The 12278-nt window shown below is 43.0% G+C and carries 13 protein-coding genes and 1 pseudogene; 11 read left to right on the forward strand and 3 right to left on the reverse strand.

Annotated elements, in window-relative coordinates; all coding sequences use genetic code 11:
• Positions 1–125: 125 nt before the first annotated feature.
• The gene (locus LC033_RS15875) at positions 126–1115 is read right to left on the reverse strand and encodes a LacI family DNA-binding transcriptional regulator (protein WP_226570088.1); all 990 of its coding nucleotides are present in this window, start codon (positions 1113–1115) and stop codon (positions 126–128) included.
• Between the two features lie 110 nt (positions 1116–1225).
• On the opposite strand from LC033_RS15875, the gene LC033_RS15880 reads away from it, so the two are divergent.
• The 6 genes from LC033_RS15880 to LC033_RS15905 all read left to right on the forward strand — a co-directional run bounded on the left by LC033_RS15880 (position 1226) and on the right by LC033_RS15905 (position 6921).
• The gene (locus LC033_RS15880; RefSeq protein WP_226570090.1) at positions 1226–2551 is read left to right on the forward strand and encodes a DegT/DnrJ/EryC1/StrS family aminotransferase; all 1326 of its coding nucleotides are present in this window, start codon (positions 1226–1228) and stop codon (positions 2549–2551) included.
• Entirely contained in the window at positions 2526–3392 is an 867-nt protein-coding gene (locus tag LC033_RS15885; RefSeq protein WP_226570092.1) for an HAD-IIB family hydrolase, read from the forward strand. Before LC033_RS15880 ends, LC033_RS15885 begins: the two co-directional genes overlap by 26 nt.
• Positions 3389–4435, forward strand: a complete 1047-nt coding sequence (locus LC033_RS15890; RefSeq protein WP_226570094.1) for a Gfo/Idh/MocA family protein — start codon at positions 3389–3391, stop codon at positions 4433–4435. The genes LC033_RS15885 and LC033_RS15890 overlap by 4 nt, the downstream gene beginning before the upstream one ends.
• A 54-nt stretch (positions 4436–4489) precedes the next feature.
• Complete coding sequence (locus LC033_RS15895; RefSeq protein WP_226570096.1) at positions 4490–5677, forward strand: MFS transporter; 1188 nt, start codon at positions 4490–4492, stop codon at positions 5675–5677.
• Between the two features lie 118 nt (positions 5678–5795).
• A complete protein-coding gene (locus LC033_RS15900; RefSeq protein ID WP_226570099.1) occupies positions 5796–6425 on the forward strand; it encodes a LysE family translocator in 630 nt (209 codons plus the stop codon).
• Positions 6426–6537: 112 nt separating this feature from the next.
• Positions 6538–6921 carry a UPF0715 family protein gene (locus LC033_RS15905; RefSeq protein ID WP_226570101.1) on the forward strand — a complete coding sequence of 128 codons (384 nt, stop codon included), beginning with the start codon at positions 6538–6540 and terminating at the stop codon, positions 6919–6921.
• Here LC033_RS15905 and LC033_RS17625 read toward each other — a convergent pair.
• A complete protein-coding gene (locus LC033_RS17625; protein ID WP_226570103.1) occupies positions 6876–7232 on the reverse strand; it encodes a DUF2651 family protein in 357 nt (118 codons plus the stop codon). The two genes, LC033_RS15905 and LC033_RS17625, sit on opposite strands and share 46 nt — an antisense overlap.
• Before the next feature lie 38 nt (positions 7233–7270).
• On the opposite strand from LC033_RS17625, the gene LC033_RS15915 reads away from it, so the two are divergent.
• Positions 7271–8029, forward strand: coding sequence for a YqcI/YcgG family protein (locus tag LC033_RS15915; protein WP_226570105.1), 759 nt, complete (start codon positions 7271–7273; stop codon positions 8027–8029).
• Here LC033_RS15915 and LC033_RS15920 read toward each other — a convergent pair.
• Positions 8024–9373, reverse strand: a complete 1350-nt coding sequence (locus LC033_RS15920) for an amino acid permease (RefSeq protein ID WP_226570107.1) — start codon at positions 9371–9373, stop codon at positions 8024–8026. The genes LC033_RS15915 and LC033_RS15920 overlap by 6 nt on opposite strands.
• Before the next feature lie 79 nt (positions 9374–9452).
• Between LC033_RS15920 and LC033_RS15925 the strand changes: the two genes are divergently transcribed.
• The 4 genes and pseudogenes from LC033_RS15925 to LC033_RS15940 all read left to right on the forward strand — a co-directional run bounded on the left by LC033_RS15925 (position 9453) and on the right by LC033_RS15940 (position 12145).
• A complete protein-coding gene (locus LC033_RS15925) occupies positions 9453–10049 on the forward strand; it encodes a DUF1989 domain-containing protein (protein ID WP_226570109.1) in 597 nt (198 codons plus the stop codon).
• A gap of 197 nt (positions 10050–10246) precedes the next feature.
• Positions 10247–11068: an NAD(+) synthase gene (gene nadE / locus LC033_RS15930; protein ID WP_226570111.1), complete on the forward strand. Its 822-nt coding sequence runs from the start codon at positions 10247–10249 to the stop codon at positions 11066–11068.
• Between the two features lie 83 nt (positions 11069–11151).
• Positions 11152–11554 (forward strand): annotated as a pseudogene (locus tag LC033_RS15935) (hypothetical protein); the annotation flags it as partial.
• A 33-nt stretch (positions 11555–11587) separates the two neighbouring features.
• Complete coding sequence (locus LC033_RS15940; protein ID WP_226570113.1) at positions 11588–12145, forward strand: shikimate kinase; 558 nt, start codon at positions 11588–11590, stop codon at positions 12143–12145.
• Positions 12146–12278 lie beyond the last annotated feature (133 nt).

The raw sequence follows: 12278 nt of genomic DNA on the forward strand, positions 1-12278 counted from the left end.
CAATTCTATAATCACGATCGATTCCAGAAAAAATTAAACCAGTGTGCTCCGGTAGAATACCGTCACACACTGGCAGGTTAGGCTTTTTATAATTGTCTACTTGACAGGGATAAGACCATTTTTGTTTATGTAGATTCTCTTGTCACGAGCTCGGTGGGTAGCTGAATATGTTCACGTTGCAATGGCTTTTGCTCTTGCAAGAGCTGTATCATGTGCTGCACAGATCGCTGGCCAAGCTCTACGATCGGGATGTCGATTGTTGTGATCGTTGGAGCCGTTACCTCGCAAATATCTTGATTATCATAGCCAATGATTGCCAGATCCTCGGGAATTTGATAGCCATATAAAATGGCTTGTTTAATGAGCCCTGCTGCGACTTGATCATTGCCGGTGAAAATGGCATCAGGGGCATCCGGCATGACATGGATGAAGTCCATCAAACGAAAGCCGTCTTCAATCGTAAAGGCCTCACCGAATAGCCAATCTTCGTTTAGCGGCAAACTGTGGGCAGAAAGTGCATCAAGGTAGCCCTGTCTTCTTTGTTGCTGTGCCTCACTGCTTTCCGTATCAAAACAAAATCCGATGGCTTTACGCCCCGATTGAATCAAATAGTCAACAGCTTTATAGGCGGCTTCACGCTCATCGTATCCAATAATTGGAATATCTGCTGTTTGATGATATTCATTGGCCAAGACGATGGGGCCGTTTGCTAAAAGTGGCTTAATGTTTTCCCACTTATTTTCTAATGCCCCCAAAATGACACCATCCACTTCTTTTCTTTTTAATAATTGAAGCCCTTCAAGCTCTAGTGATTCTTTGTAAAACGTTTGGAGCACGATGGCTTTATACCCTTGATCCAGTGCTTCCTTTGAAATTCCTTTAATCAATTGTGCAAAAAAAGGATGATCCACAGCTGGTACAGACACAGCAATGGTCTTTGTCTGATGTGAACGAAGGGTGCGAGCCGCTGAACTTGGTGTATACTCCATTTCCTCCATCACCTGTAAAATGTGTTGGCGTTTTTCCTCTGACACGTATGGATGCTGATTCAGCACCCGCGAAACAGTGGTGGTCGAAACCCCGCAGAGCCTGGCAATTTCATAAATTGTACACATATTAACAAATCCTTTACACAAAGTTATTGTTCTGAAATCGATAACATCATTTACAATGTGGAAAAAGTTAAATTTTAACAAAACAGAATTAATTAATTGGAGGGAATGGAATGCAAATATTGACGAAGATATCAGGTAAAAGCAAGGATTATCTAGTTTTGCTGGATATGATCAATCAAGGTGTTCAAATAAAGGCTGATTCGGTTGAAAAGAATCTAGCGAACGAAAAGCTGATGACGTTCCTTGAGCAAAATATTGAGCGCAAGGGTTTGGAAAAAATTCTCTTCCATTATAAACAAAATAAGGAAAAAAAGATACCGTTCCTGCCAGTTGATAAACTGATTTCAGAGGATGAGATCGATGATATTATGCAGGTGATGAAAGAGGTATTGAATTCTGGGCGTTTTACGTCAGGTCCATACATTCCGTTGTTTGAAAAGACGCTGGCAGAGTATTTAGGGAAAAAATATGTCATTGCCACGTCAAGTGGAACAGATGCTCTCATGATCAGTCTCATATCAGCAGGTGTTCATCCAGGAGACGAGGTCATTCTGCCAGCCAATAGCTTTGCCGCAACAGAAAATGCAGTGCTTGCCATTGGCGCTGTTCCGGTCTATGCCGATATTGATCCAGAAACCTACTGCCTCGAACCAAGTGAAATCGAGAAGCATATCACGGATAAGACGGTATGCATTCTTCCAGTTCATTTATATGGAAAGCAAGCGGATATGAAGGCTATTTCGATGATTGCAAAGCAGCATGATCTGAAAGTGATTGAGGATGGCTGTCAGGCGATTGGCAGCAGCGGACTTGGGGCATTCGGAGATGGACTTGTTCTCAGCTTTAATCCATACAAAAACCTCGGAGTCTGCGGAAAGGCAGGAGCCATTGCAACAAATGATGAAGCCCTAGCGGAAAAATGCATGGAAATCAGCTATCATGGCTTTGAAGTAGGAAAGAAAAATGTCAAACGCAGTGACTACGGCTTTAATTCAAAGATTGATAACTTGCAAGCAGCGATAGGACTAGAACGAATGAAGTATTTAGGTCTGCAAAACTTTAAACGCTTTTACTTAGCGAAGCGATACATTGATCAGCTGCAAACGCTTGAGGATGAAGGATACATGAAGCTTCAGAAGCTGACGAACGATCATGTATGGCATCTATTCCCGATCAGAGTGCTGAAAGGAGACAGAAATGAGCTGGCAGCGCAATTGCTGAAGATAGGTATAGAGACAGATGTCTATTACCCGATCCTATCACATCAGCATCAAACAAATCTTGTCTCTAAAAAATATAAACAAACGACACTTCCGCATACGGAAAAAGTAGCACAGCAATTACTTCATTTGCCCCTTTATCCAGGAATGCCGCTACAGGATCAAGAGAAAGTCATCGAGGGGGTCCAACATGTTATCAAATCTTCCATTCAATAAAAAGCTGCTGAATCAGCCGCAGAACCCGCAATGGATTGTTTTCTGTGACTTTGATGAAACCTATTATTCTCACGGGATGACAGAGAAGCAGAGAGAGGATGTAAAGAGGTTAGAAGCATTTGTGGCGGAAAAGAGCGAAGCAGGACAGCTCATGCTGGGCTGGGTGACGGGAAGCAGCCTCGATTCTGTCACGAGCAAAATGGAAAAAGGCGGTTTCAGTCAATTCCCACATTTTATTGCGTCTAATTTAGGAACTGAAATTATGTACACATCCCATTCACATTTTGGACAGCCAGATGCAGAATGGACGAAGCGGCTGGATGCGCAGGGTTTTTCAGATGAAAAGATTGAAGACATCCTACAAACCATTCGTAAAGAGTGGATTACCCTCAGACCGCAAACACAGCTGGGCAGCTCAGGGTATAAGAAGAATTTCTATTATCAGGAGCAGGATGAACGAGCAGACCTTCATCATCTATCGTTTATACAAACTCTTGCGAAAGAGAGAGGGGTGGCGGTCAACATCAATAAATGCAATCCGCTCGCAGGAGACCCTGCGGATTGCTATGATGTAGATTTTTTACCAGTAGGGACAGGAAAGGATGAAATTGTCCGTTTTATGCTGAGTCGATATGATCTACCAAAAGACCGTGGCTTTGCCTTTGGTGATAGTGGGAACGATTTGCGGATGCTTCAATCCGTCACGCACGGGTTTCTCGTACAAAATGCAACCGCCGAGGCCAAACGGCACCATCATCAAATTTGTCATCATGGATATGCAAAAGGAATCTATGAAACACTGAAAACAGTGATGTATAAACATGAGGAGGCACATTCATGAAGAAAATTGGAATTGTTGGAGCAGGGAATATTGCAAAAGCACATGCAAGAGCATTATTAACGATTAATGGCGCAGAATTATCCGGCGTCTATGACGTGCATGAATCGGTTGCTCAGGGCTTCATTAAACAGTACGGCGGACGGGTGTATTCAAGTATCGATACACTAGCGGATGCATCTGATGGGCTGATCATTGCTTCCCCCAACTTTTGTCACAAGGACCATGCACTTCAAGCGCTCAGAGCGGGACAGCCGATTTTATGTGAAAAACCGATGGCTGTTTCTTTGAAAGAAGCGAAGGAAATGGTGGAGACAGCCAAAAAGTTACAGATTCAGGCCAGTATGGGCTTTAACTATCGTTACTTATCCTTCGTGAATATTCTGAAGAACTTGATTGCCAACGGTGAATTGGGCCGCATTTTAACGGTCAGGACACATTTTAAGAAAAATAGTGCCCTCAGAAGAAAGACATTTTCGTGGAGAGACAGCGGCGAGAGTCTGCGTACAAGCGGTGCATTAGGGGATCTTGGGATTCATTTAATTGATATGCTGTGGTACTTGTTTGGCAGTGAAATGAAAAAAGAATCACTGAACACGAAGATGCTGACACATGTAAAGGAAAAAGAAGAGAAAAAGGTTCAGGTTGATGATCATACCGAGATTTTTGGTCAAATGGAGAACCAAGTGTTTTTTCATTTGGTGACGTCCAAAAGTACACAGCCTGAGGAATGCGGATTTAGTGTAGAAGTGATTGGTCATGACAAAGTATTTAAATACCATACGAATATGAAAAAAGAATATGAGGTAAGTGATGGATTTTGTGTAGAACGTCATCAAGTGCCGCAAACCTTGCTGACTGATCCCCCAAATGAATTTTATGGATGGTCCGATACGTTCCGTGATCAGCTAATGCATTGGGTGAATACAGAGCCATATCCATCTCATATGAAGATGGCTGATTTTGAGGATGGGTATCGCGCGCAGGCTGCGCTCAATACGTGCTTCGAGAGGGAAGAGGCTGTCGTGTCTTCTCGTGCATATTAAAGAGGTGGAGCGGAGGACCTCATAACTCCGTTCCTTTTTAGAGGAAGTGAAAAGATGAAAAAGATGTTTTATTTTGGCTGTGTCTTTTATTTTTTTATTGGGACCATTCATGTGTTTTTTGGCAGCTTAACTCCTTATTTGCTGTCTAGTTATGATAAGGGTCCCGGGGAATTATCTTCTTTAATCTTTTTTCAGTTTATTGGTTTTTTGACAGGTGTTCTTTTATCCCCAATTCTTGTGAGAAAAAAAGGCTATGGTGCTGTTCTGACCATGGGACTGATGCTGATGATCGGGTCACTTCTCCTTGGGCTTTTGGTGCCTGGCTGGACGACACTTGTGCTGGCAGGATTTTTTCTTGGAAGCGGTGCGGGCAGTCTTGAGACAACGGCCGGTGCGTATGTGATTTCGATGGGGAACAGTGCAAAACGAATTAGCATTATGGAAGTTTTTTTTGGATTAGGTGCGTTATTGTTCCCTCTAGTGATCCTGCTGACTGTCACAGAAGAGACGTGGTATTATGTGTTTTTATTTCAGGTATGTGCGCTAACATTCTTCCTCATGCTCTGGCTTGTCTTTATTAACAAACTGCCTCATGGACAGATGGCTGCTCCTGTTCATGCGATCAAGAAGCCATCTTTACTTCTTGATCGCAACAATCGAATGGTTGTGGTGCTCATGATATGCTTTGCTTTTTTCTACGCAGGAATTGAAACAAACTTTGCCAATTTTTTGCCGTCGATCATGCTAGAAAAAGGAGAAGCCAGTTGGAGCCTCTTTGCTGTCTCCACTTTCTGGACAGCGATTGTCATCGGCCGAACTATGATTGCAAGAAAAGCAGATCAGCTGCATCCGCTGCGTTTTTTAAAGCTCAGTGCGACGCTCATGATCCTGCTGCTTGTTGTATTTGCACTGACAACCCACATAGCGGCGCAGCTGATTCTCATCTTTTTCATCGGCCTGTCCGCAGCTGGCATGTTTCCAATCGCACTGACTGCATCCGCAATAATGATTGAAAATGCCATCGACGAGGCAACGAGTTATTTTATTGCTGCCGCAAGTTTGGGAGGAGCCTGCTTGTCCTTTTTGATTGGATTTAGTCTTGAATGGGCGGGGGCAGCAAGTGCCGTCTTTGTTTTCGCTTTTTTAGCTGTTCTTCTGTTTGCAGCTGCCATTCAAATGAATCGTTCTCGGAAAAAAGAAACGGTTCTCACGCAGCAGTCGGCGCTGAAAGCAGAGCGGTAAGCAGCTTTATCAAATCGCTTCTCTTCGGGTCAACCTGAAAAGATGACAAAGGACTTGTACTAAAACACCGAGTGTTTGAATAACATGTACAAGTCAGCATCAAAAGGAGGACGTGTATGTGACGGTGTTCTTTGGATATATCTTTTTAGGGTTGTCACTTTCAGCGCCTGTTGGGCCAGTTAATGCAGCCCAAATCGACAGAGGGATTAAAAGTGGATTTTGGCACGCGTGGATTTTTGGTGTGGGAGCCATGGCTGCGGATATTGTGTATATGCTCCTCATTTATTTTGGTGTCGCCCAGCTTTTGACTGCACCTCTTGTGAAAACCTTTTTGTGGTTGTTCGGCTTTGTCGTTCTGACCTATACCGGCATTGAAAGCCTACGTAAAATCAATTTGCAGGAGAGTCCGAAAAAGGACGGAGGAAACACATCGATAGGAAAATCGTTCATGACGGGGTTTTTCATTTCTTTTTCCAATCCGCTCAGTATTTTATTTTGGCTTGGTATCTATGGCAGCATTTTGGCCAATACGATCGAAAAGTATGGGACATCTCAAATACTCATGTACAGTTTAGCCATTTTTATCGGCATGCTCATATGGGATTTTTGTATGGCGTTACTCGCCAGTACATTTAGACGCTATTTAAATGAACGGATATTGAATGGCCTATCTGTTCTTGCAGGCCTGTCTTTACTCGGCTTCGGTGCTTATTTTGGGTATCAAGGCATCATGGCGTTGATTGGTTAGAAGGATGAGAAAACAGACTGACACGTTCAGTCTATTTTTTTGTCATATTTGACAGAAATGGGACACTCTTAAATAATGATGGGAGATACATTTATTTGAAGGAGCTTTTGCCATGCGTATTTTCCTGCCAGTATTCAACTATGTGTGTATGCTGATTCTGTCTATTATCACAGCGACATTCGTTTATACGATCCTATTCTCCACGCCTGAAGCCGGCTTCGGTCATGTGGAGATCACCAGTCTTTTTATTTTAATCGCTTATGTCTTATTTGCTTCACCTATACAAATTGTTTTACACCGTCACCCTAAGAAGTTTCGAAGCCGTGATTTATTGGTTTATTTTATCGGGGCATGGGTGGTTTGTTCCGCGCTTGCATTATGGATTGATTATGGATTTGTCGTATTCATTAGCTACAAAGTCTATCTATTTAGCTTTTGTGCGTCTCTCATTTATTGGTTGTTGGATTCGGTCTTTTTAATGAAGAACCAATCATAGAGGCTTTTTCCTTTTTTCTTCTCCTGAAAATGAACGTGTATGACCTTCGAGAATCCGCTTGATACAAAAGCGAAAGCTGTCATCAAAAAGAACCAGTATAGATTGCTAAGGTCAAATCCAGTGTAAGTAAAGATGAAAATCGTGGAGAACACGAACGTTAACATGAGGACAATCCATATCCGTTTGAATAGGAGATAACCAATAAATCCCCAAAGCAAAGCCATGACCGGCAGTAAAATAAGATAAGATTCCACCTTGTAGATGCGTATGAAAGTCGTTGAAGGACAGTCACCACAGCCTTTTTTTCTCATAGGCTATGGAGAAGACGCTAAAAACGAGGTGGAAGATAATGGCCCAGCTATATGCAAAAAGTTGCCTTGATCAAAATCTACGATCACTAGAAGAATGGAAGCAGGATGCTTTCACACAATTTGGAGAGATGGTAGGAGATGAGGCAGATACATTTCCTTGTGTACCAGGCAGACAAGGATTTTTTCTAGATCATTTGCGTTATGGGTTTGTTGGTGATCCGCGGGGAGAAGAGGCTGTGAATGAGTTAGCAAAGCTCTTAAGGGATTATCAAAGCTGTTCTAGGCAAACCGGTCAATATGCTTCATTCATTTGCTTTTTTGAAACGCCTCAGGATTTGAAAGAACGTTCGATTGAAGAGTTTGAGGATCAGTTCTGGGCGTTGGTTCAGCGATTACATCAAAAGGATGAAATGAAATGGCCTGAGCAAATTCCAGCAGATCCTGAGCATCATGAATGGGAATTTTGTTTTCATGGAGAGCCGTATTTTATTTTGTGCTCGACACCCGCTCACCGTCTCCGAAAAAGTCGACATTTTCCTTATTTGATGATGGCGTTTCAGCCAAGGTGGGTGTTTGAGAAGATGAATGGATCAACCACATTTGGGCAAAAAATGAGCAAACTCGTTCGGAAGCGGCTCAAGGCGTATGATCAAGTAGATGTACACCCTGCGTTAAAATGGTACGGCGATCAGAAAAATTTAGAGTGGAAGCAATATTTCCTATCAGATGATGAGGCTGAGAAACCAGCCTCCGCCAAATGTCCATTTACTGCATTAAAAAACATGATGAAATTATGATGCGGTCTGATCATGCTCCCACTTTTTCCTCATCAATAGCACCATGATGGCAATCACTGCAATGATCCCAATGCTGATAAAAAATCCAGGTCGTCCGCTTGCCTCTGTCAGTGTTCCTGAAACGGCGGCTCCGATTAAGAGCAGCGCAAGAATCATTTCGCATGTTTGGCGAGTGGATGGCTTTGATAGCTTTTTACTTGAGAGTAGAATGAACACCCATGTGTAAAGAAGAGTAAGACCGGCGGCTGTTGTTAGATGCTCGTAGATGTGTTTGGACAAAAAGATTGCAAGTAAAATCGAGACAATTAATCCCGCAGCGGTTAAGATGATCGAGGACCATCTGACATGAGATGGTTCTTTTTGTTTAAAACAAGCAGGTGCATCTTGATGCTCCGACATTGTGCCAAGCAGAGTCGTAACCGCATATAGAGAGGCAACCAATGTAGAAAAACCGGCAATAATAAAAATGCCATTAAAGATATGAAGGAAAATCGACAAATGAAAAGGCTCTAATGATGTAATAAATGGACTGCTGTTCTCGTTAAAGGCCGTCACTGGTACAAGCAAGAGAGCAAGTCCGATCGAGAAGATATAAATGACTGCTAGAATGATCAGCATGACACGACCAGATTTTGCGGCGTCCTTCGGGTCTTTTAAATGAACCGCCATCAGCCCCATCACTTCAATTCCCCCGAATGCATAAAACGCATAAATCAATCCATTCCAAAGACCAAGAGGTCCAATAGGCATCCATTCGTGATCTTTGTTTGGCAGATGCAGGGACGGTTTATGATCTGTGAGAATACCGCATAGGACAAGGACAGCGAGGATCATAAACAGAAGGATCGCCCCTATCTTCAGCACCGCAAGGACGTTTTCCGTCTTCTGAAAAGAACAAAGGCCAATGATAATCACGAGCAGGGCAAGAGCCGAATAAATCGCAGAAAACACCCAAAGCGGAACGGATGGAAACCAGTGACGGGTAAAAAGAGAAATCGCCGTCAGTTGACTCCCCGTAATCAGCATTTCTGAAAACCAATACACCCACCCATTGCTAAAACCCGCCCAGCGCCCATACGCCTTACGAGCATAGGAACAGAACGACCCTTTGTCTGGGTTTTCGGCTGTCATCGCAGCCAAGTGTTTAAAGACCAGATATGTGCCGACCGCAGCAAGCAAAAATGAAATGCAGACGGAATAACCGGACTTTGTAATGGCGATGCTGGAACCAAGGAAGAAGCCAGTGCCAATTGTACAGCCGACTCCAATGAGAGAAAGCTGCCACCAAGATAAAGATTGTTCTTCTTTCAATGCATGTGCAACACCTTTCCAATTCAATAACATTAGCTTGTGACCCTCTCTTGTTTTTATACATGATCGGGAAGACGTTTTGGGCATACTGTCATGGAAAGGAGTGCATGTGATGAACGGGGAATACGTGATTTTATCAAAGGATGGTCAAGGCTTTCGTTTAGGAAAAGGCCAATGTATGCGAGTGGTTGATGTCGAAGGTCAGCAAGTAGCAGATGTGATGGCGTATCATGAGAAGGATTTTTATGAAAAATTTGATCAAGGCGCTACAATGGACAGCTTGTTCTCCTCCAAAGTGAAAAAGGGTGATAAGCTCTATTCTAATTTATATAAACCGATGTTTACGGTCATTGAAGATACAGTGGAATGTCATGATTTGTACATGCCTGCCTGCCGGCAAGAAATGTATCAGCTCTTATATGGCCGAACGCACTTAGAGGTCATGCATACATGCTACGATAATTTGCGGACAGCCTTTGAGCCGTTCGGTATTCCAAAGGAGGACATGTATTATCCTTTTAATGCTTTTATGAATACAGTCATTGATGAAAAAGGAAAGCTGTCAGTGGAGCTGCCAAAATCGCTGTCCGGTGACTACATTCGCCTCCGTGCGGAAATGGATCTCATTGTGGCGGTGTCCGCATGCCCGGCTGACATTGGCAAATGTAATGGTTCAAGCTGTACACCCATACGGGTGGAAATAGATTGAAAAAGGAAAGGCCATTCACAAACGACTTCGTCTCTTTCACTTGTAAATATTTGATCATTTATGAAAAAGGGGAACGTCTAAAAAATATCCTTTATCAAAACATGGTATAATTAAATTTCTAAAATCGTTATCAAATCAATTGAATTGAGAGTAAAACCTGTTCTCTTCATGTAGAGGATGCTTAGGAGGAAAAGTGTATGAGTTTGCAGAAAAAGATCAGCCAAGAGTTGCATGTGCAGCCCTCAATTGACCCAAAGCAGGAGATCGAAAAACGGGTTGGATTTCTAAAGGATTACTTGAAAAAGACCGGCGCAAAAGGATTCGTCCTCGGCATAAGCGGCGGGCAGGATTCGACACTTGCAGGTCGTCTCGCTCAGTTGGCTGTACAAGAGCTGCGTCAAGAAGGAAAGGAAGGTGCTGTCTTTATTGCGGTACGTCTACCGCATGGCGTGCAGCAGGATGAAGACGATGCTCAGCTGGCTCTATCATTTATTCAGCCGAACAAGTCATGGAAATATGATATTGCGCCTGCGGTGACTGCATTCAGTGATCAATATCAAAAGGAAGCAGGTGGCCCGTTGTCTGACTTTAATAAAGGGAATGTCAAAGCACGGATGCGAATGATCGCACAGTATGCCATCGGCGGACAGGAGGGCCTGCTTGTAATAGGTACAGATCATGCGGCAGAAGCAGTGACTGGCTTCTTTACAAAGTATGGTGATGGCGGTGCGGATGTCTTTCCGCTCACAGGTTTAACCAAACGCCAAGGCCGGAATCTGCTAGAAGCTCTTCAAGCACCGGAACGCCTGTATTTAAAGAAACCGACCGCCGACCTGCTGGATGACAACCCTCAGCAAACGGATGAAACAGAACTTGGTATTACGTACAATCAAATTGATGATTACTTAGAAGGAAAACCAGTTTCAGATCAAGCAGCAGAAGCGATTGAAAAACGCTATGTTCAATCAGAACATAAACGCCAAGTACCGGCTTCAATGTTTGATGACTGGTGGAAATAAGGAAATGACGGATACCTCTCCTATGATGGAAGGGTTTTTTATGTGAAATTTCAGATGAATGTGACAGGATGCACCGAACGTAAATCAAGAAGGGTGTGTCTGTCAATGTGGCTAGTAAGCTGCCAGTTGTGGTTGGCTTGCTTCTGACAAGTACCATTGTGTTGGCGAATTTCACCACGAGTATTCCGATCGTACTCGCCACTTTGTCCATTGCCTCCTTTGCGCAAGGATTGTCAAATATCTCATGGACCATGCTGTCTGAAGTGGCACCCAAAGAGATGGTTGGACTGGCTGGTGGTGTGCTTAATTTCTTTGGCAATTTTATCTGGGATCATCACACCGCTGATTATCGGGTTGATTGTATCAGCGACAGGCTCGTATAACGGCGGTATTTTATTTTTCATTCTTGTGGCCTTAGGAGGGTCGTTGTTTAAGAATACCTATCTTTTTTCAACCTATTTATCATATAATAGAAACATTATGTAGCATTCCTTGTCGTAAGGAGGACGTATCACGAACATGAAAATCAATAGAGAAATCCCTGTGAGACAGCGAAATATTGTCCTCATTGGCTTTATGGGAGTTGGAAAAACAACCATTGGGCAGCTGGTTGCCAAAAAGCTATATAGAGAGTTTATTGATGTGGATCAGGAAATTGAGAAAAAGTACAACATGACGATTCCAGAAATCTTTCAGCAAAAAGGAGAAGCGTTCTTCAGACAGGCTGAAAAGGATTATATCGTCTATTTATGTGAACATACACAGCTAAAGATCGTGTCTCTTGGAGGAGGTGCGTTCAAACAGGAAGAAATCAAACGCTCCTGTTTGAAGCATTGTACAGTTCTTTTCCTCGATCTATCTTGGGAGAATTGGAAACAGCGGCTTGATATTTTAATTGAAAACCGACCTGTTCTTCACAACCGGACGATTGATGAGATGAAAGAGCTGTTTGAAGAGCGTAGAGAAATTTATGCCCTTCATAACTCAAGAGTGGAAACAGATCATCTGGAGGCTGAAGAAGTCGCCAATTATATTGTGGACACACTCAAGATCGGCTGGGATTTATATTCAAAATAAAAAAGTCTATTCGTCGGGACTGACCCCCTAAGATGAGACAAATAAAAAACACCTTCAAGTTTGAAAACGGACCGTTGTGATCCGAAATAAAACATGGAGGTGTTTTTTCTATGGGGACAAGAGTGAGTTATCC

Origin of the sequence: Bacillus stratosphericus (genome assembly GCF_020524495.1) — a bacterium.
GTDB lineage: Bacteria > Bacillota > Bacilli > Bacillales > Bacillaceae > Bacillus > Bacillus stratosphericus_B.